Source organism: Sphingobium sp. TomTYG72, assembly GCF_055394715.1.
In genome coordinates, this window is sequence record NZ_AP027336.1 from 1,557,469 (window position 1) to 1,577,861 (window position 20,393).

General features: G+C 60.9%; 18 protein-coding genes. 11 read left to right on the forward strand and 7 right to left on the reverse strand.

Annotated elements, in window-relative coordinates:
• Positions 1–506: 506 nt before the first annotated feature.
• Both ACZ5U1_RS07820 and ACZ5U1_RS07825 read left to right on the forward strand, forming a co-directional pair.
• Positions 507–1,940, forward strand: coding sequence for a glycosyltransferase family 2 protein (locus tag ACZ5U1_RS07820; protein ID WP_464777915.1), 1,434 nt, complete (start codon positions 507–509; stop codon positions 1,938–1,940).
• On the forward strand, positions 1,937–2,854 hold the full coding sequence (locus ACZ5U1_RS07825) for a hypothetical protein (protein ID WP_464777916.1): 918 nt from the start codon (positions 1,937–1,939) through the stop codon (positions 2,852–2,854). Before ACZ5U1_RS07820 ends, ACZ5U1_RS07825 begins: the two co-directional genes overlap by 4 nt.
• Positions 2,855–3,125: 271 nt before the next feature.
• Here ACZ5U1_RS07825 and ACZ5U1_RS07830 read toward each other — a convergent pair whose 3' ends face one another.
• Positions 3,126–3,392: a hypothetical protein gene (locus tag ACZ5U1_RS07830; protein ID WP_464777917.1), complete on the reverse strand. Its 267-nt coding sequence runs from the start codon at positions 3,390–3,392 to the stop codon at positions 3,126–3,128.
• Positions 3,393–3,473: 81 nt separating this feature from the next.
• On the opposite strand from ACZ5U1_RS07830, the gene ACZ5U1_RS07835 reads away from it, so the two are divergent.
• Positions 3,474–3,731, forward strand: coding sequence for a helix-turn-helix domain-containing protein (locus ACZ5U1_RS07835; protein ID WP_464777918.1), 258 nt, complete (start codon positions 3,474–3,476; stop codon positions 3,729–3,731).
• Positions 3,732–3,770: 39 nt separating this feature from the next.
• Here the strand turns inward: ACZ5U1_RS07835 and ACZ5U1_RS07840 are convergent, their stop codons facing one another.
• From ACZ5U1_RS07840 to ACZ5U1_RS07855, 4 genes are all read right to left on the reverse strand, one after another.
• Complete coding sequence (locus ACZ5U1_RS07840; protein WP_464777919.1) at positions 3,771–4,559, reverse strand: DNA -binding domain-containing protein; 789 nt, start codon at positions 4,557–4,559, stop codon at positions 3,771–3,773.
• Between the two features lie 21 nt (positions 4,560–4,580).
• The gene (locus ACZ5U1_RS07845) at positions 4,581–5,444 is read right to left on the reverse strand and encodes a phytanoyl-CoA dioxygenase family protein (RefSeq protein ID WP_464777920.1); all 864 of its coding nucleotides are present in this window, start codon (positions 5,442–5,444) and stop codon (positions 4,581–4,583) included.
• Positions 5,441–6,052, reverse strand: coding sequence for an acyl-homoserine-lactone synthase (locus ACZ5U1_RS07850; RefSeq protein WP_464777921.1), 612 nt, complete (start codon positions 6,050–6,052; stop codon positions 5,441–5,443). The genes ACZ5U1_RS07845 and ACZ5U1_RS07850 overlap by 4 nt, the downstream gene beginning before the upstream one ends.
• 327 nt (positions 6,053–6,379) lie before the next feature.
• A complete protein-coding gene (locus ACZ5U1_RS07855; RefSeq protein WP_464777922.1) occupies positions 6,380–7,057 on the reverse strand; it encodes a LuxR family transcriptional regulator in 678 nt (225 codons plus the stop codon).
• Between ACZ5U1_RS07855 and ACZ5U1_RS07860 the strand changes: the two genes are divergently transcribed.
• A complete protein-coding gene (locus ACZ5U1_RS07860; protein ID WP_464777923.1) occupies positions 7,044–7,460 on the forward strand; it encodes a hypothetical protein in 417 nt (138 codons plus the stop codon). The genes ACZ5U1_RS07855 and ACZ5U1_RS07860 overlap by 14 nt on opposite strands.
• 71 nt (positions 7,461–7,531) lie before the next feature.
• On the opposite strand, the gene ACZ5U1_RS07865 is transcribed toward ACZ5U1_RS07860, so the two are convergent.
• Both ACZ5U1_RS07865 and ACZ5U1_RS07870 read right to left on the reverse strand, forming a co-directional pair.
• Entirely contained in the window at positions 7,532–8,194 is a 663-nt protein-coding gene (locus ACZ5U1_RS07865) for a hypothetical protein (protein ID WP_464777924.1), read from the reverse strand.
• Positions 8,195–8,703: 509 nt separating this feature from the next.
• Positions 8,704–9,909: an ATP-grasp domain-containing protein gene (locus ACZ5U1_RS07870; protein WP_464777925.1), complete on the reverse strand. Its 1,206-nt coding sequence runs from the start codon at positions 9,907–9,909 to the stop codon at positions 8,704–8,706.
• A 182-nt stretch (positions 9,910–10,091) separates the two neighbouring features.
• On the opposite strand from ACZ5U1_RS07870, the gene sbnA reads away from it, so the two are divergent.
• From sbnA to ACZ5U1_RS07905, 7 genes are read left to right on the forward strand one after another with little or no spacing between them, the layout of a single operon-like run.
• On the forward strand, positions 10,092–11,156 hold the full coding sequence (sbnA, locus tag ACZ5U1_RS07875) for a 2,3-diaminopropionate biosynthesis protein SbnA (protein ID WP_464777926.1): 1,065 nt from the start codon (positions 10,092–10,094) through the stop codon (positions 11,154–11,156).
• The gene (gene sbnB, locus ACZ5U1_RS07880) at positions 11,153–12,163 is read left to right on the forward strand and encodes a 2,3-diaminopropionate biosynthesis protein SbnB (RefSeq protein ID WP_464777927.1); all 1,011 of its coding nucleotides are present in this window, start codon (positions 11,153–11,155) and stop codon (positions 12,161–12,163) included. The genes sbnA and sbnB overlap by 4 nt, the downstream gene beginning before the upstream one ends.
• A gap of 47 nt (positions 12,164–12,210) precedes the next feature.
• Positions 12,211–13,908 carry an IucA/IucC family protein gene (locus tag ACZ5U1_RS07885; RefSeq protein ID WP_464777928.1) on the forward strand — a complete coding sequence of 566 codons (1,698 nt, stop codon included), beginning with the start codon at positions 12,211–12,213 and terminating at the stop codon, positions 13,906–13,908.
• Positions 13,905–15,101 carry a type III PLP-dependent enzyme gene (locus ACZ5U1_RS07890; protein WP_464777929.1) on the forward strand — a complete coding sequence of 399 codons (1,197 nt, stop codon included), beginning with the start codon at positions 13,905–13,907 and terminating at the stop codon, positions 15,099–15,101. The genes ACZ5U1_RS07885 and ACZ5U1_RS07890 overlap by 4 nt, the downstream gene beginning before the upstream one ends.
• Positions 15,098–17,362 (forward strand): TonB-dependent receptor, encoded by a 2,265-nt coding sequence (locus tag ACZ5U1_RS07895; protein ID WP_464777930.1) that lies wholly within the window; start codon positions 15,098–15,100, stop codon positions 17,360–17,362. Before ACZ5U1_RS07890 ends, ACZ5U1_RS07895 begins: the two co-directional genes overlap by 4 nt.
• Positions 17,363–17,398: 36 nt before the next feature.
• Entirely contained in the window at positions 17,399–19,192 is a 1,794-nt protein-coding gene (locus ACZ5U1_RS07900) for an IucA/IucC family protein (RefSeq protein WP_464777931.1), read from the forward strand.
• The gene (locus ACZ5U1_RS07905) at positions 19,189–20,373 is read left to right on the forward strand and encodes an MFS transporter (protein ID WP_464777932.1); all 1,185 of its coding nucleotides are present in this window, start codon (positions 19,189–19,191) and stop codon (positions 20,371–20,373) included. The genes ACZ5U1_RS07900 and ACZ5U1_RS07905 overlap by 4 nt, the downstream gene beginning before the upstream one ends.
• The last annotated feature ends 20 nt before the right edge of the window (positions 20,374–20,393 follow it).

Consider the following 20,393-nt stretch of genomic DNA (forward strand, 5'->3'; position numbering starts at 1 on the left):
CGCCAGCGATCGTCACCGAGAGGCCGAGACCCGAAGGGGCTAGGCGGCGCCGGCCTTCAGGCCAGAGCCGTAGAGCGCGGTCGCGGCAAAGCCGCGAGGCACCAATGGCTCAATCGTTCAAGGATCCAGGGCAGGACGGCCAAAGGCTTCGATTGCCTGACCCAGCCCCTCCCCGACAATCCAGCGGGCACGCTCAAGATGCGAACGCCAGCAGGCCCCGGCCCCGGCCCCGGCCGGGATCGGTCGTTCTGCCGCATTGTCACCGACTTACGCTAGCGCCCTCCACCTCTTCCTGTCGGCAGCACGGACCTGTAAATTTCGGCGCAGATCTCTTGTGTTTGCCAGGAACGGGCGACAGTTGCCTCGAAACCGCAGCAAGCCACCAAAAATCGCCCAAGAATACTGAATTTCCTGGACAATCGGTGCCCAATCCGGCCAAGGGCGGCCACTCATGGGGCCGGGGGGCATTAACCATTATGGAAGTTGTTACTGGTAGGGGCGTGCCTATGCACGGTCCTCTCACTTCACGCGAGCTCATCGAACTCGAGCCGTCAAATGACGACGGGTTTCCGTCTGAGGTTGACGGTGACACAACCGCCCGGGCGGCGGGCGAGTGGAAGCGGCTTTACCTCACGGTTGAAGCCAAGTTCGCACTCTCGGTTGCCGTTGCGGTGCTCTGGACCGGGCTGAGCGTCTGGCTCTCACAGCGTTGGCTAAGTGACCTCGCGGCGGTGGCTGGCTGGGTGGTAGCTGTCGTGGCGATCACATTCATCGCCTATGTGCCCGGCTTCATGAATGCCTTCCTCATTTCGACACTGCTGTTCGACAGGAAGCCGCCTCTTGTACCCGTCATCGAGTTTCCCGGTCTCACCGTCCTGGTCGCCGCGTATAATGAAGAGGCGGGGATCGCCGACACGCTCACAAGTCTGGCACGCCAGGATTATGCAGGTCCCTATCAGGTGATCATCCTGAACGACGGGTCCACCGATAGAACTGCGGATATCGTCCGGGACCAGCTGAGTAGCCTTGCCTTGCCCGCCAACGCCTCGTTCAGGCTGATGGATTTTGACAAGAATCGAGGAAAGTCAGCCGTTCTGAATGACGGCCTCACGGCGGCGCGACACGATCTCATCGTCACCGTGGATGGCGACTCCTGGGTTCGTAAAGACGGTCTGACCAACATCGTGAAGCGATTGCTTTCCGACCCCGCCGACACGCAAGCGGTTGCCGGTGCAGTGATGGTCCGAAATTCCCGCGTGAACCTGCTCACCAAAGCGCAAGAGTGGGACTATTTTCACGGGATTGCGGCAGTCAAGCGCATGCAGGGCATGTACCACGGCACCCTCGTCGCTCAAGGCGCCTTCTCTCTCTATCGTCGCAAGGCGCTCGAAGAGGTTGGAGGTTGGCCCGAGCGCGTTGGCGAGGATATTGTCGTGTCCTGGGCGATGCTGATGCGCGGCTATCGCATCGGTTATGCCGCCAACGCCTTTGCTTTCACGAACGCCCCGGAAAAGTTCAGGCAGTTCGCGCTTCAGCGCAAACGCTGGTCGCGGGGGCTGATGGAGGCGTTCAAGCTCTACTGGCCGCTGCTGTTCAAACCCCGGATGACGACGCTTTTCATATGGTGGAACGTCATGTTTCTGCCGTTGGACCTGATCTATACGTTCGTTTTCATTCCCGGCCTTGTGGCGGCACCATTCGGAATTTTCTGGATCGCAGGACCGCTCACAATCGCCGTCCTGCCGCTGGCAGCGCTTTGGAACACCGTCATCTATCGGATCCAAAGCGATGTGTTCCGGCGCGAGAATATGACCGTTCGGAAAAATCGAGGTGGCTTCTTTTTCTATGCCCTCGCGTACAGCCTGCTGATGCAACCCGTCTGCGTGTGGGGATATCTCGTTGAACTATTTGGAATGCGTAAGGCGTGGGACACGAAATGACATCAAGCAAGATTACCCTCGCCGTCAGTCTCGCCATCTTTTGCGGAACGCCTGCGCTGGCGCAGGAGGTGAGCGACATGAGCTTCCAGCATGCGATCTCCACGGACGTCTTCGCTTCAACGGATGCTGACAGCACGGATGTGTATCGCGCGGGAGTCAATCTCGATTTTCGGTACAAAAATGACGAGCAACTGCTCGGCGTTCGCTATGAACAGGCATGGTACAAGCCGTTAGGCCAGCGCACTCGACCGCGTGAGCGTGCGTTCATTCGCTATGCCGACAAAGGCCGCGACTGGGCCTGGGCTGGTCAGATAGGCACGGACGGCCACACAGTGCTGGGCTCCGCGAGCATTCACAACAATGCGAAGTTCCGTCAGGAATATTTCGTTGAGCGTGACGTGGTGGAGACCATCCGAGGCGTCGATGAAGGCATATACTTCACCTTCTTTGGAGCAGCCTTGGATCTGCCGATCGACGAGGAGAATGGGGTCACGCTGGTCGGAGGCGTTCAGGAGTTCACGGGCAAGAATGTGCGTCTTCATGCGCGAGGCACATTCACCCACTCGATCAAATCCGATTGGGGTCTGAGCTTTCAGCTTCGGTCCCGCTACTATCACAGTACGCGACCGCGCGAGTTCGACTATTATTCGCCGCGATATTATCTCCAGGTTCTGCCGGTTCTCCAGATGCGCCGCTTTTCAGGTGGATGGCGGTATATGGTCGCGGCCGGTTTAGGCGGGCAGCGTGATGCCGTAACCGATTGGACCCAGTCTCGCTTTGCAACCGCAGAGGTGACCAGTCCCCTTCGCCGAGGATGGTTCATCAAGGCAGCGGCGCAGTACAGCAACACGCCGCTACGCACCGGAATCTACGATTACGGTCAACTGACGCTGTCGGTGGGAAAAAGGTTCTAAAAGGCGCAATTACGTGACCAAAGGCCAATCCAGGGGGAACTCGCAAATACGCTGACGGCTTACAAGCACCACAGCAGGATGGCGGTTTGCGTCTGGAGGGGCTGGGCGAAGAAACTTCAAGGACGCGACTCCGCCGCGAACCAGCGGCGACCACAGCCCTTAACGCCAGCGATCATTACCGGAAGGCCGAGGCCCGAAGGGTTCGGCGGTGCCGGCTTTCAGGCCAGAGCGCGGTCGCGGCAAAGCCGCGAGGCGCCGATGGTTCAGTCCTTCAAGGATCCAGGTCAGGACGGCCAAAGGCTTCGATTGCCTGACCCAGGCCCTCTCCAACAATCCAGCGGGCACGCTCAAGATGCGAACGCCAGCAGGCCTCCGCCCCGGCATCTGACACGTCCAGTCCCAGGATGGTCGATGCCGCCTCGCGCCAATCCTGACCGGCCTCAGCTGCGTCCAAGAGCGCGGCATACTGCGCCAGCCGCACCCGGTCATACGCAGTGACGATATCTCCGGTCGGAGCGGCATCTAGTAGAGAGATCATGACCCGATCCTACCTGAACTTGCCGCCATTCGTCTATTATAATGCGTACTATTAAAATAGACGAAGGGCTCTACGGTTCAGATGAACCTGTTCGAGCTCATCGGCACCAACTGCTACTGGTTACGTCAGGAAGCAGGCCTGACTCAGGAAGAGGTCGCGGCGCGCATGGGCGTTAGCCATTCACACTACAGCGCCATCGAGAATGGTCGGCAAAATCTCACCTTCGGGACTTTTGACAGGCTCTATAAAGCTCTCGGTGCTCGTCCTGCTGCGCTATTCGAGGAAGGACGCCCGCCTAAACCAAAAAGAGCGTCGCCCGTTGCTCGAAAAAGTCAGTGATATCGCAACGGCTCGATGTTCTTTTTCTTAAGGAGCACGTCAGCCCAACAACCTTCGCCACGCTCCTCCCGCCATTCGCCGCGCCAAGGCAATCATCCGCCTGCAATGTGACTTGAGCGCCTCTCCCGGCGCGCCCCACTCCTCAGCCACCCGCCGCGCGCCGAACAACAATATACCGACGTCGCGTATGCTGGCACCTGCCTGGAGGGCATCATGCGTCCGCAGCGCATCGACGACCCGTCGGTCCCGCTGCCGCTTTCGCGGCAGCGGGAGAGACAATCTGCCCGTACGACAGAGATTATGAAAGGCCCGCAGCGGCGCGAGCAACGGCTTGATGTCGCCGACCCCTGAGAAGTCGTAACGAAGCGACACCGGCCCGTGGAGCAGCGTCCCCTCCAAGACATCGAGGCGCAAGCCACTGGATTTGCCTCCGATCAGGATATGCTCGGCGGCTGCACCACCTTCCACCACGACGGCCTTTTCCCGACAATGCTCAAGATTGAAGGCCTCTGCCTGTCCAATGGCAGCAGGCACCGCAACACAGGACAGTACCGAGGGATCAAGGGCGCTCGACCAAAGTATTGCTCCTTCCGGCGCGGGCAGCGAGTGATCCTCAACATTGAGGCAGCCCCAGCGGGACACGACGTCATGCGCCGCATGCTCGATCAGGGTGACGCCAGCGAGACCCGCGCAACGTCGCGCCGGTTTCAGCCGACGATACTCCGGATCACGGCGAAGCCACTCCCATGCGACGCCTGCAGGGCAGATGTCCTCAAGATAGCGATAGGCCTGATCGACGGGCCAGCGGTGATGCGGAAAACCCGGCATCGCCGCTGGCCCAAGCCATGCTTATCCCAGCTCGCCCATTTGCGAGCGGACGAAAAACTCGGCAGCGTCCGCCTGGTCCGGCCGGAGAGCATCCACCGCGCCGAGCAGGTCGGGAACGACATCCCGCAGGAGGACTGACGGACACTGACCCTCGACATTGCCGAGGTTGGGCCGGTGCTGAACATAGCCGACCAGCGCGGCCAACTCCGGCGAAAAATGGCGGGCGACGGCTGGCGGGTAGACGAGCCACTGGAGTTCGAAGGGCTTGAGCCATCCCAGGCAGTAGCTGATGATGATACCGCGCCTGCGGACCGCGCTGCTGTTTCCGCCACCTCCGTGCAGCGTCGATCCCAGGAACATCAGGGCATCGCCCGGAGCGACCAAGGGAACGACGCTGTTCTCCTCCGGCAACGTCGACACGTTCTGGTCGATATGGCTGCCGGTCCACAGCCGGGTGCCGCCATTCTCCCGCATAAAAGGGGTAAGTGGCCACATCACATTGACCAGATATTCCACCCTCCCCTTCGGCCCCTGCCACATATCCTGGTCCCGGTGCGGCAACTGGGGCAAAGCACCCGGCGCAATTTCGATGGCCTGGGTGAGATTGAGGGCGATGCGCTTGCACCAAGGCAGAAGCAGTTGCTCGGCAATGGCGAGGATCAAGGGATGCATAACCAGGCTGGCCGTTCGGGGCGAGCGGACCAGCAGCGATCCGAAGCGCCACGTCCGCTCGCCATAGAATGGCCCCTGGCAGAGCGGCGTGACAGCAAAGGGGACAGCAAGATCGTCTTCCAGGCCGCGCAGAACCGAAGCAGGCAAAGCGCGCTCGACGACACACCATCCATCGCGGCCAAGGGAAGCGGTGTGAAGCGCCACGCTGTTCATGCCGTCACCTCGCCGCCGTTCCCGACATAGGTCTGGGTCCAGCACAGCCGCCGTGGCGTGTCCCGGTCGATCTGAACCATGAACGCGCCCACCGGCCCGCCAGGCATCCGCACCACCGGGCCGAGCGGCTCGCCCTTCCAGCCCATCGCCAGCACCTCCTTTCTGAAGGCTTCCGGAAGGAGTCCGGTATAGTGGTGGATGCCGCGCGCGAGCGCCACGTCCACCATGGCCGAGATCAGCTGGTTGCGCAGCGCCTTGCGGCGTGCGGCTCCATGGCGCTGGGGCAGGCAAAGCCGGGTGCTCTCCCATATACCCTCTCCCTCGGGCACGCCCAGCGGGCACAGGTGCCGGAAGACGATGCCCAGCATGTGCGGTTTGGTAGTGGGCAGGAGCCGCAGCGAGGCTGCGTGCACGCTGCTCTCCTTTTCCTCCTCGGCGATGAGATAGATGGCGTCGGCCGTATCGAACTGGTCGATCTCATATTGGCCGTCGACGACGGGCACGTCCCAGCCGAACAGGTCGACGAACAGGCGCTTGCGGTCAGCAAACATGGACTGGAGGAGCGGCCGGACGTCGGGCGCCAGAGGGTTGTCAATGACGTGGATCAAGGGGGCCTCCACTTGCGGCTATTACCCCGAAGGATGCGTCAAGGTGCGCAGCGGTCGCTAGCCCGGGCAATTGCCCGGGTTGACACGGAGCGGCAAGCAAGCAGCATTTTTCCTGAGCACCGCCGAGGCACGACCAGCAGTCCAGCGTCCTCTGAAATGCGACATTGGCTGGAAGGCCACCAACCCTTCACGGGCACATCAGGCACTGCGCTCAAGGGGTGTGATCTGTCCCCTTGCTGGAGCATGACAGATATGTGGAGACTGTGCTCGTCACCAGGACATCTCTAATTACCAGAGCTAGCCGGAAATTCGGCCCAATGCGTCAGTTTAAGCGGAATGATCCCGGGCAAGCTCGCCAAGACCGATTTCACCTGCGAATATCGCGCTCACCACGAGCTCGGTGCGGCCATGTGCATCAAGCAGCAGCCCGGCTTGGGTGAGATATCCGCCGACTGTCCGCGGGGTTATCGAAAGTGCGCGCGCGATCTCCTTGTTCGAATAGCCGCGTCCGACAAGAATGACGCAGTCACGAACCCGCGGGTGGAGGCGCGGCTGCTGCGGTTTCGGCCTTTCCTCGCAAAACAGGCGTCGGGCAGCCTGAAAGGCGAAGATGCCGATCATTTGCGCCATGCCCAGTCGGCGCCCAACCCATTTCGGCGTATCCGAACCAGCAAAGGTGCAGGATGCGGTGTAATCGCCAAGCAGATTGCAGGGAACGGTGATACCTTCGGTAAGTCCTAACTTCCCGCCAAAATCCAGGCAGTCGCGATCGCGGCGGTTAAGGTCGATGATATCGGAAATCTCGGACCAGCTGAACGCCCTGTCTGAAAAGGCGCAAGCGCGTATGACCGGATCGCGCCGCCACGTGCCATTCCCGATAATGCGTTCCTCGACCGACGCGGGATAGTCCAGAAGCTTCACACGATCAGGAGGCGATCCCCGCAGATCCACATGATGAATGAGAGCATAGTAGCGGAAACCCAGTTCACGCGTGATGTCGGTCATGAGAGCAGCCAGGTCGGGCGGGCTTGCCGACTTTGCGAGCGCCGTCAATATGCCCTCTGTAACCGGCACGGAACTGGCGATTCCAAAGCGATTTCGTCCGGAAGTCGATGTCATGCAGCTTTCACCGGTGAGCTTAGATGACGGGCGCAATGCTGCCGGAAAGCCTCGCTTTCATGGGGGTCATCTGGCAACTCTGCAGCAATGGCGGGCAATGACGCTATTCCTCCTTACAGCACAGGACGCGACAATGCCCTTGATGCGAACGAATCGCAACATCCCTGATGCTGTCCCGAACCACGGCGCGTTGCATCCGCTTTCGAAAGCCGGGGAAAACCATCATTATGATGATCGGCTCTGGATGCTGGACGACCATGGCGTTACCGGTCGACCTGACCCGTCCTGAGGATCGGGCCAGGTCTCCAGGGATCACCCTGTCGTCAGATGGCTATTGAAGCGATCAAACAGGTCTTAGCTTCAACAGGCGGCTGATGCCTGCCGATCGGCATTCTCATGCATCGCGCGCACGCTTACTGCATGGGGGTGATCAGGTTCGAGAAGCGTCTCCGAGTGCGAGTCCCACGCTTCATTGACCAGGCGCGTCATATGCTGGGCGATATCGTATAGCACCGCGTGATGATGGAAAATGTAGAAGCGATTGTTCGTGCTGATGCTTTCCAGAAGCTCATGCGCGGAACGATGGGCAGCCACAGCCAGGATTCGCGCCATAGTCAGGCAACTGTCATCCTTGCCAACCAGCGGAATAGGCAGAGCAACCAGTTCGTCGTCCTGCGAAATGGCTCCGCTCACAAGATCGACGCCATAAGACAGGATGGCGGCATTGGCGCGATTGAGCCTGGCAAGCGCTTGGGACGAATGTTCCAGGCTTGGACTCTTCAAGGCTCGAACCGTTGCGAGTTGATCGAGATATTCGACCAACATCGCGTGGAAATGCCCATAGACCTTCTCACTGGAAGAAGATCCGGGAACGCAAATATCCTCGGAGAGATAATGTTCGATATTGGTGCGAACCTCTGCCCAATAATTTTCATCGAAACAGTTCGTGCCATCTGCCATCAGACCAGACTTACACACCCGAATTGGAGGCTTGCAGTAACATATGAACTTGGTGGTGCCCATTATGGAAACTCCTACGTTTGAGGAGATCCTTGTCTAACGCTCTGACGACAACCCAATAAGGCACTGTCCGGTGAACCCAGAGGACATCAAGGACTAACCGTCACCCTGATATGACCCTGTGAACATAAGCCAATCCGACGATCAGAAGGGCGCTGACCGCGATCACAATAAGAACGAGCAGAAACAGGGTAGAGTAAATCCCTCCCGATCGATCGTACTTGGCCAAGGCTGCAAAGAGGATCACCAGAAGGAGAAGAAGAGCGACTGGCCGAGAAAATGCAAATGTGACGACTGGCACGAGACAGATCGCAGAGGCAAAGATGCCCCCCTTGTTCCGCCGTATGGCATTTTTGATCCCATTCACCTCGAGACTACTCCACAAGCATGAATCTTGACCCATCGTGAAAGGATCATTTCCGAAGCCTTGCCAATATTGGAACCCTCGAAGGAGATCAGTCAATGACCTTGAGGATAGCATTGGTAGCGTATCCTACCGAAGCTCCGAATGATCAGGGCAGAATTGTCCAGGAAAGTTGTGCCCGTGCTTGCGCCATTGCCATGTCCAACGTCGCACGGTCAGGCGCGCTCACGCTCAGAACACCGAGATAATCCTTGTTGGACCGGGTGATTTCCATCCGTTCGCCACGGCGGCGGAGCGTTCGATACTCCACACGCGCACTATTGTCGGTCCGCAGGAAGCCTTCCGGCGCGGATATAATCTCTCCGGCTGTTTCGGTCGGAAAATAGCGGATTGCGGCCATTTTGTTCGCAAGCTGGCATCTGCCGAGCGGTTCGCCGAGATGAAGGCGGAGGATTTTCTCGAACAGGGCCATGTCCAACGTGTGCTCCAGCATGAACTCCATATAGTCGCCAACGGTTCGATAATTGATCTCGATGATCCGGGGGCCTTTAGGCGTTAGCACGAATTCGGTATGGCATGAGCCGAAGCCGATGCCGACCGCGACGATCTGCTCCAATAGTGCATCCCTCTGTTCAGCGGTCAACCAGTCGCCCCATCGTCCCTCAATCTCCACAAAATCGGGGGGCGGGCTAAGCGCCACCTGGAAGCCGCCCAGTACCAGAATGTCCTTTCCATCACCCAGCGTTTCAAGGGTGTAGAGTTCACCGGCTATATAGTCTTCGAGAAGCACGGCCCGGCCGGGATCGTCGCTCCAGATATCCCGGCAATGTGCTGTCAGGGTATCCAGGCCTTCGCAGAACCGCACGAATTGACTGCCAACGCCTTCGCGTGGCTTGGCCACGCAAGGAAACGGCACATCGGGAAGACCTGCCAGTCCATCGTCATCGGTGACGACCGCGTGCCACAGGACATCCGCGCCCTGATCACGCAAGTGGCTGCGCATCGCGGCCTTGTTCTTGGCTCGATAGGTCACTTTCCAATCCTTGCCGGGGAGCCCGAAATAGTCGGCTGCAAGGGCCGTGCTGGTTTGCAGATGATCGCTGTTGGAAAAGATGGCTGACGGCCGATCAGGACAGCGGCCGAGTTCGTTAATGACCGCAATGGGCTGAAACACGTCACATTCGATGATGCTGTCTGGATAGGCAGGGCGATTCTGAACTGCAAAATGACGCCGGTGCGCTTCCGCCTGGTCCGTAAGCAGGGTGACGTGCAGGCCAAGGCGCCGTGCTGCGGGGAGAAAACCGTCATTGACCGCATCGGTTGGCACATGGGCGAGCAGGATCAGGTTCGGCATGGGCAAGTCCCTTTCGCAACACAAACTGGCGAATGACGTATAACCACAATGAAGTATAAATGCAATTGACTCTCAATAGCGAATGATCCTATGTCGTTGAAACCGGCTGGAAAACATTCCCCAGCCTGCATCCACAGCAGCGGTCAACCCGCGCGCCCATTCCGAATCTGGAAGGAGCTGCAATGCAATTCTCGGCAGAACTATCCGTCGGCAACACGCCCCTCATCGCGCTTGACCGCATGTTTTCTCCAGACATCGTTCCGGTATTTGCCAAACTGGAAATGCTGAATGTCGGCGGCAGCGTGAAGGATCGCACTGCCCATTATATGGTGTCGCGGGCATTGGCAGCGGGCCGGATCACCTCGGAAAGCCACCTTGTCGAGAGCTCATCCGGCAACCTCGCCATTGCGCTTGCAATGATCGCCAAGCGCGAAGGCATCCCCTTCACCGCCGTCGTCGATCCCAATCTCGCGCCAGCCAATCGCTGCCTCATCGAGGCGTTCGGCGGCCGCATCGATCTGGTGAGCGAGAAGGACGAAGCAGGCGGCTATCTCCATACACGGGTTCGCAGGGTCGATGAACTCGTCCGCACGATCCCCGGTGCGGTCTGGCTCAACCAATATGCCAATCCCGACAATTGGCGGGCGCACTATCACGGCATCGGCGAAGAGATCGTGCAGGAGATGCCGGCCGACCCCACCCACGTGGTTGCAGCCGTCTCCACCTGCGGCACCTTGATGGGGCTGGCGCGGCGGCTGCGCGAGCGGTGGCCGAAGATCGAGGTCATGGCCGTCGATCTCGAAGGGTCGGTGATCTTCGGCGGGACAGGTGGCAACCGGCAGATTCCCGGCATCGGCGCCAGCCGCGTTCCTGAACAGCTCGCCATGCCCGAGGTCGATGCCGTCATCTATGCGACGGATTGGGAGTCCACCCTGGCCTGCCGCCGCCTTGCCGACACCCAAGGGATATTGGCCGGGGGCTCTTCCGGCACTGTTATGGCCGCGATCGCCAAGCTGATCCCAAACCTCCAGAAGGGTTCCTGCATCGTCACGCTGCTGCCCGACCGCGGCGAGCGATATCTGGACACGGTTTACGATCCCGATTGGCCCTCGCTCGACCGTCGCTTCACCAGGCCGTTCGAGGCATCCTTCCGGCGCTTCGGGCGGCGTCCAGCCATGGATTGGGGATCACCCCCGCCCGCAACAATGCCACTCACTGCCGTCAGGTCCGAAGGAGCAGTGCTGTGACGGTGGCGAGCCTGCGCTATCTTTCACGCTCTGACATCGCGGCGGTGGGGGGCGATCACTCAGACCTTTATATGGAGGCGGTGGCGGACGGCTTCCGCAGCCACGCCGCTGGCGATTTCGTGCAACCGCTCAAACCCTATCTGCGCAGTCCCCGGGCGACGCACATAGCGGATCGCATCATCGCCATGCCGGCTTGGATCGGCGGCGAACAGCCGATCTCCGGCCTCAAGTGGATCGGCTCAAAGCACGATAATCCCGCGAAGCGCGGCGTGGAGCGCGCCAGCGCTGTGATCATACTCAACGACCCCGAGACCAATTACCCCGTGGCAATTATGGAAGGCGGCCTGGTGAGTGCGATGCGCACTGCGGCGGTCACCGGAGTGGCCGCGCGGCATCTGGCACAAGAGGGCTTTGCCGAGGCCGCGATCATCGGATGCGGCCCCATTGCCGAGCGACAGGCGCGAATGTTGCTGGAGCAGTTTCCGGCCTTGGAGGCTCTTCGCCTGTTCGACTTGCGCTTCGACGCTGCCGAGGCATTGGCCGACCGCCTTCGCCAGCGCCATCCCGGCGTTGCCGTCGCCATTGCCGCAAGCGCGGAGAAGGCGGTCTGCGATTGTCCGGTCGTGATCACCTGCACCGTCACGGACAAGCCCTATCTCGCGTTCGACTGGCTCAGCCGGGGCACGTTCCTGGCAAATGTTTCGATCATGGACGTTGAACGAGACGTGTTTCTCAAGGCCGACAAGGTCGTGGTTGACGACTGGGACCAGTCCAACCGCGAAAAGAAGATCATCAATCTCCTTGTCGAAGCGGGAGAGTTTTCGCGCGAGCGGCTGCATGCCGAGCTTGGGGAGATTTTGGTCGGCCGCAAGCCGGGGCGCGAGAACGATGACGAGATCATCCTCCTCAACCCCATGGGCATGGCAATCGATGACATCGCCTGCGCCAAGGCCATCCTCCGCCGGGCCGAGGAACGGGACATCGGCACGGTCCTTCCACTTTTCTAGCGCGGTTCGTTCGCCATCCATTCCCGCCATATCGAAAGACAAGCTCGATGACGATAGCCCTGCCCGTGCTGGCATCGCCCGGTGATGCCGCTGCCATGCGCGCCGAGATTGCCATGGAAAGACTGCTCAACACCTGGCTACGGGAACACATGGCGGGTTTCGTGCCGATCGAGGGCGCGACCTGCGTGATCGACGTCGGCATCAACCGCTTGCTTGCCTTCTGCATGCAGTCTTCCCCGGGCGGATTTCATCGTTGGCGGCTCCCGGTCAAGGTCGAGGCAGAGGATCGCTCCTCGGTAGCAGTGGATGATCCGTCGGTTGTTGCGGGTATGATGGCGAACGCGCTCTTGCCGGGGACCGGGTCGGCGGCTCCGGCGATCAGGGATCGATTGCTTAGTGCACTTCGGGCGGCGGAAAGCCACGGCCGGGTCTGCGCATCGCGGCCAACCGATTGTTCCCCGATAGGGCTGGAACAGGCCCTTTGGCACGGCCATCCCTTCCACCCCTTTGCGAAGAGCATTGACGGCTTTTCGACGGAGGACATCGAACGCTACGCACCGGAACGGGGACAGGAATTCCAGCTCCGCTGGATTCTTGCAGAACCCGCTGTAGGGGCGGCATTGTGGCGCGATCCCGCGGCCGAAAGCTCTATCCGCGCACTGCTCGCCGAGCTTTCGGGGCTGCCGCACAAGACGATCGGCGATCGCCTGCTGATCCCGAGCCATCCCTGGCAGGCGGCGCGGCTCGAAAATGATCCGGCCTTTGCCGCCCTTGCAGCTCAGGGCCGCGCAATCATCACCCTGCCGACTGGCGTGCCGGTGCAACCGACGTCGTCGGTGCGCACAGTGTTCGTGCCCGGCTCAAACATCTTCCTCAAGCTGCCTATTGAAGCCCGGATCACGAACTTTGCACGCACCAACTCGCCCGAGCAGATCGGCCGCGGCATGGGGGCATCCCGGGCACTCGATGCGCTCGCGGGCCATGTGGCGGCCTCAGACTTCGATGTCCTTACTGAGCCTGGCGCCCTGTGGATCAACCAGCCCGGTCTCGAAGCCGTTACAGGCGTCATCCTGCGTGCTGGACCGGCTGGCGAGGCATTCGTCCTTGCCGGATTGCTCGAACCGTCGCCAAGCGATGGCCGACCGATGCTGACCGCCATGGGCTGCAATCTTTCCGGCCATGCTGAAGCGGAAATCTGGCTGGGCGCCTATGTCCGGACGGCCATCCTCCCCCCGCTTCGCCTCTTCGCCCGGACGGGGCTCAGTGTCGAGGCGCACAGCCAGAACAGCCTTCTTGTACTGGACCGGGGCAATCCATCACGCCTTATTGTGCGGGATCTTGAAGGGGTCAGCATCGACCGTGCGCGCTTTAAGAGAGTCGCGCCCGATCTCGATCTCGACCCATCCGTTTTCTTCACCGCGGAGGAAGCGCGTCAGCGCCTGATCTACTATCTCATCAGCAACAACCTGAACCATGTGATCGCGACGATCGCGCGTATGAGCAATGCATCGGAAACGAGGCTGTGGCGCGCCACCGCCGATACGCTCGTCGCAGGGGCCGAGGACAGCCAGACCACTGAACTCGTCGAATGGCTGCTGGCGATTGACACGCTTCCGGCCAAAGCCAATTTCTCTAGCTGCCTTGCCGACAGTGCGGAACGCCCCAACTATGTGGCCATAGCCAACCCACTGCGGACCGCTGCCCGACATGAGTCGGCGCCGGATATAACGGCGACGCTATCATGACCCTATTCCAGCCGTCCGCCGAACTGGTCGCAGCCAATATCGACGCCGCGAGACCAGCATGCGCCTTCCTGCACGATCTCGACGCGTTGCGGCGGCAGGCGCGCGGTCTTGTCCATGCTTTGCCGCCGAGGGCCGAGCTATTCTACGCCGTAAAGGCGAACAACGATGCTCGGATACTGCAAGCGCTCGCGCCGCATGTCGCCGGATTCGAGGTGGCATCGGCAGGCGAGATCCGGCGCGTGCGCGAAGCGGTCGGGCGCGAGGCGCGGATCATCATGGGTGGTCCCGCACGGACGGCCGAGGATATTGCCCTCGTCCTCACCCAGGGCGTCGAGCGACTCCACGTCGAAAGTCCGCACATGCTTCGCCTTGCCAATTCGGTGGCAGCGCAGATGAGCCGGGTTATACCAATTTTGCTTCGGGTCAATCTCGCTGGTCCCGTGCCGGGCGCAACGCTGACCATGGGTGGCCTACCCACCCAATTCGGCATTCCGCAAGACGTCGTGCCGGAAGCCATCGACCTGCTGCGTGATTGCCCCGCCTTGCGGCTCGAAGGCTTCCATTTCCATACGGTGTCGAACAATCGTGACGCGATGGGACATGCCGCGCTTTGCGCGATGGAACTGAATCTCGCCCGCACCTGGGCAAGCGAACATGGCCTAAATCTGAAAATCGTCAATCTCGGTGGCGGCTGGGGCGTCGACTATGGCGATCCGAACTGGCGTTTCGACGTCCAAGGTTTCGCGCGCGCGCTGGCTCCCCACGTGAAAGATGGTCCTTGCCTGCAATTCGAATGCGGCAGGATCATCGCCGCCTATCATGCAGCCTATGTCTGCGAGATTCTCGATCTCAAATCGGCGCATGGCCGCATCTTCGCCCTGCTGCGCGGCGGCACCCACCATTTCCGCTTGCCGAGTTCGTGGGGGCATGACCATCCCTTCCTGATCCTTCCCCGCGAAAATTGGCCCCATGGATGGGCGCGGCCGGGCGTTGCCGACGCCCGCGTCACGATTGCGGGCGAACTCTGCACGCCCAAGGACATCCTTGCTCGCGACGTGCGGGTGGAGCGGGTGCGGATCGGCGATCTCGCTTGTTTCCTCATGGCCGGTGCTTATGGCTGGGACATCTCCCATCACGACTTCCTGTGCCATGCCTATCCCGAACGCCTATTCCTGGAAGCGGGGGCGGCATGATGTCCCGAAGCCCTCATTCTCAAGCAAGTCACGAAATCGGAAAGCAAAAATGCCCGGCTGTTCTTGACTTCAACAGCAACGCCACCCTAACAGCGAATTTATGCGAACGCATCGCATTATCATTAACGTCAGGGGGTATTATGCTTTCATCTTTGAAGAAATTTCGTGCCGGCACATCAGTGGCGGTATTGGCTGCGCTCGGGAGCGCGACATTTTCATCGATGGCCCTGGCCGCAGACGAAGCCGCATCAGAATCGGGCCGTGACGACATCGTCGTGACCGGCCGAAATCTTGAATACCACACGCCCGATGCCGCAGCGCTCAAGATCGACGCGCCGCTGCGCGACATCCCACAGACGATCGATGTCATTCCCGAGCAGGTGATCCGCGACCAGCGCGCCCTGTCGATGCAGGATGCCCTCAGGAATGTGGCCGGCATCGGCATGGCCACCGGCGACGGGCAGCGCGACCAGTTCGTGATCCGGGGCAACATCGCCTATGGCGACCTTTTCATCGACGGGGTGCGCGATGATGCGCTCTATTTCCGTGACCTGTCGAACATCGAGCGGATCGAGGTTCTGAAAGGGCCGGCTTCAGTCCTCTATGGCCGTGGCTCATCTGGCGGGCTTATCAACCGTGTTTCCAAGAAGCCGGGAACGGAGGGTGGCGAGATCGTCCTGAGCTACGGAAGCTGGGACGACAAGCGTGGCGAGATCGACCTAGGTCACGTCTTTACAGGCAATGAGGTTGCCGTGCGGTTGACGGGCGCCATCGAACGGTCGGACAGCTACCGTGACCAGGGTTTCCTCAAGCGCGAAGCCCTTGCCCCTTCGGTCCTGTTCGCGCCGGGCGAGAACACGAAAATCCTCCTCCAGGCCGACTATCTGCGCGACCGCCGAATAGCGGACAATGGCATCCCCGCATTTCGAGGCAGGCCCGTCGATGTCCCCGCATCGACCTATTATGGCGCGGCCAACGCACGCGATGTCGATTTCGTCCAGTCGGAGGTCTGGTCGACGACCGCGACGCTCGACCACGAATTCAGCGATACCCTGCGCCTGCGCAATGTTTTCCGCTATTATGACTATACGCTCGACCGGCAGAACACGATTCCGAACGTCGTCGATGAGACCGCACGGACGGTCACGCTCAATCGCCAGACCACCGATCGCGCCGAGCATGGCTGGTTCAACCAGTTGGAGCTGTCCCAGGACTTCTCGACCGGGCCGCTCGCACACAAGCTGCTGCTCGGTTTTGAGGCGGGTCGGCAGTCGAAGGATGAATTGCGCATCGATCAGGCCAACGCCGCGACGGTCGATATCTTCAACCCGGTGCTTCCCGTCCTGCCGCTGGAAGTCGCCATTCCAACCTCGCGCACCGATCGCACCGGGGAGTACAAGATACTCGGCTTCTACGCTCAGGACATGGTCTCGCTGGGCGAGCATTGGAAGCTGCTGGCCGGCCTGCGCCATGACCGTTTCCGTCAGGAGGTCCACTTCCCGGCCGGGCAGCAAGGCCTTGCTCGAACGGATACCTTCTGGAGTCCGCGCGTCGGTCTGGTGTGGCAGCCGACACCAACGCAATCCTACTACGCATCGTGGAACAAGTCCTACCAGCCGTCGGGCGAGACATTCGCCATGTCGGTGAGCAGCGCCCAACTGAAACCGGAAACTACCATCAACCGGGAGATCGGAGCCAAGTTCGATCTGCTTGATGGCCGACTTTCCACGACGATCTCGGCCTTCAACCTCAAGCGCTCGGACATCAAGGCAAGCGATCCCATTCTCGGGCTCATCAACGTCGGCGTGCAGCGGACGCGAGGCATAGAAGCCTCCGCGCAGCTCGATCTGCGCCAAGGATGGCAGGCCATCGCCAGCTACGCCTATCTCGATGCCCGGGTCACCAAGTCGCCGGCCCTCGATTCGGGCGTTCCCATTCAAGGGAACCGTCCGACGCTGACGCCCGTGCACAGCGCCAGCCTGTGGCTGATGAAGAGCTTCGAGGAGCGCTTCGGCCTTGGTGGCGGGGTCAATTATGTCGGCGATCGCATGGCCAATCTGGCCAACACGGTGGTGCTGCCGGAATATGTCACGGCCGATGCCATGGCCTGGGCGCAACTGGGCAAGCTCCGGGCACAGCTCAACCTGCGTAACATCTTCGACCGCGAATACATCGTGTCGGCGCACGGAACGGTCGGCAATCTCAACATGCCGGGTGCGCCCCGCTCTGTGATGCTCACCCTGCGATACGCCATCGACTAGCTGCCTTCCCGCCGCGTCGTCATCAGGAGAAAACACATGAACATCGCCACCGCTGTCAAACCCGCGCCGTCGGTCCGCGATCATAGTCGTTACATCCTGAGGCGTGTGGCGGATTGCTTCCTGCGTGAGAATTATCGCGGGATCGCCGCTGGTCGGGTCACCCCGGCTGGCTACGAGCCCTTCAATGGCATGGCGGACGGTGCCGAACGCTACCTCACCTACGAGGTATCCGACACCAGTCGGCTGCTTATACCCGTCGAGCCCGATGGCTTCATGCAGGAGTGGCGCGTTTGCCAGCCCCCTTTCGTCCATATTGCCAAGCAAGGCATGCGGTTGATCGACAGCGTCACCGAATTCCTCGAGATCTTCGGCATAGGGCATGAAGGCGAGGATAGCGCCAACATCGTCGCCTTTCTTGACGAATGTCAGGCCGCGATCGTTCAGGGCACGCTTTGCGATGCCGCGCGTGGCGAAAAATCTTCGGCGGAAGCACGGCTGGAAAACCACCCCGCATGGCACCGCGCGATGCTGGCGAACGATCGCATCGCCTCCTTTCTCGACCATCCCTTTTATCCGACAGCAAGGGCCAAACATGGCTTCGCCGCTGCCGATCTCATCGCTTATGGTCCGGAATATCAGCGGTCTTTCCGGCTGAACTGGCTGGCGTTGCCGAAGGACGGCCTGTCCGTCCAAGGCGAGACGCCCGCGATCTGGCCATCTTTCAAGGATGTCGGCCTCGATGCAGCCTTGGAGTACAGCCATGTGCTGCTTCCGGTTCATCCCTTCATGCAAGGCGAAAAGTTGGACACCATATTGGTGGAAGCAGGTCTAGCCGATCACGCTCACAAAGCCCCCTATGAGTGGCTGGAGGTCGTACCTACGCTCTCCGTCCGCGCCTTGGCGCTGGTCGGTGAGCCTGGCCTGCATATCAAGCTTCCGCTTGCGATCCGCACCTTGGGCCGCCTCAACCTGCGCGCGATCAAGCCGGTGACGATCAACGACGGCCATGTCGTCCATGCACTCCTGGAGGAAATCCTCGCCAGCGATACCGCGCTTGGGGACAAGCTCCTGCTGACTGACGAAAGCGGCGGCGCGCATCATAGCGACAACCGCTTCCTCGCTTATATCCTCCGCCGCTACCCGGACGGTCTCGACGACAGCGAGCCGGTTCCGGTCGCAGCGCTGATGGCACCGATGCGGGATGGCCGTCCCTATGTTCTGCATCTGGTGGACAGACATTATGGCGGCGATGCAGATCGCTTCATCGAAGACTTCTGCGATCTGCTGCTTGGCGTCCATCTCCGGCTTGCCGCTCGCTATGGCATCGAACTGGAGGCCAACCAGCAAAATTCAATCCTCCTCTTCGGGCAGTCGGGACTTCGCCTGCTGCTCAAGGACAATGACTCGCCGCGGATCGACGCTGTTCTGCTCCGTTCGGCTTATACAGGGTCGGATGCCTGGCTGAGCCAGTTGCAGGACGCACGGATCACCGCCACCGATGCAGCCGGCACCGCGCAAATGCTGATCACCATCACGATCCAGCTCAACCTCGGAGTCGTGATCGAAGGCATGGGACGCCATCTCGGCAAGACCATGGCCTACCGGCGGACGCTGCGCGCAGCCGTTGAACGTCATCTGGATCTGCTCGAGGGCGAAGACATCGCCACTCGCGCCCTGCGCGCCGCGCTGCTTGAGGCAAGCCATTTTCCGATCAAATATCTGCTGCGCGCCGCCACCCTGGAAAGCCGCAGCGCGACAGGCGCCGCTGACGTGAACAAGGCCTATGGCCGCACGGCTCCCAACTTCCTCCTGCCCGGAGATGGGCGATGACGCCCGGCCGCATCAAGGCGACCGTCCTTGCCTGCCATTTCGCGGGCGCCTTCGGTCCCATGGGCATGCCTCCATTTCTGGCGCTGATTCTTGTCGGCATTGCGCCGGGTGCGGACGAACGCCTGATCGGTTGGCTCTATATCGTTCCGACCGCATGCCTTGCCATCTCCGCGCCGCTATGGGGTCGGCTGGCCGACCGATGGGGACGTAAGCCGCTGCTGCTTCGCGCTCAGATAGGACTGGCCTTTAGCTTCATTCTCGCGGGACTCGCCGGATCACTGTCCCTATTCGTCCTGGCCCTCTGCCTTCAAGGCCTGCTTGGGGGCACGTTCTCGGCCAGCAACGCCTATCTGTCGGAGGCGCTGCCACGGAAGGATCTGTCACAGGCGCTGAACCTGACCCAGGCGTCGGCCCGCCTTGCGCTGATCTTCGCGCCAGCGGCTGTCGGCTTCATGGTTGATCAGCATCTTGCGCCGCAAAAACTCTATCTCATCGTGGCCCTGTTGCCGATGATCGCAGTGATGCTGCTGGCTCCCCTGCCAGCGCGCCGACGCCCCGAGTCTGACACAGACGCCGCGCGCGCGCCCTCTTCGCCAAGCAGGCATTTCCTTTCGCGCGGTGCGATCATGGCGGGGCAAACCGGCTTCACCCTCGCCATGATCTCCACCTTCCCCTTTCTGATACCATACAGCATGGCGACCTTCGGCCTTGGTGCCGGGGGCGCAGGCTCGCTGTTCGGCCTTCCTCATATTGTCTACCTGCTGGCCTGCATTCCACTGGGACGCCATTTGCGCGCGCGCGATCCGGCACCCTGGTTTGCCGCCGGGGCCCTCATCGTCGGCGTCACCCTTCTGACACAGGCGTTCACCACGTCGCTTGCCGTCTTCGCCCTCGCTCGCCTCGCGCTGGGGATAGGCATGACACTCGGCTATGTCGCGCTCAACGCGCTAATCGCCGACACGATCGAAGACGCCAGCGCGGGCCGCGCGTTCGGCTGGTTCGACAGCGGCGCCAAGCTCGCGACGATCGTCGCCAGCATAGGCGGCGGACTGATCGCCGCAGGTTTGGGAATGACGGCCCTGTTTCTTGCTTCAGCGCTGTGCGGGGCGCTTACCGCTACGGTCGTGATGATGCTGCGAGGCGGTTCAATCCCCTCCACTCGATCCGCCGCGCTCGAATAAAAGGTCCCGATTGAAAGCGG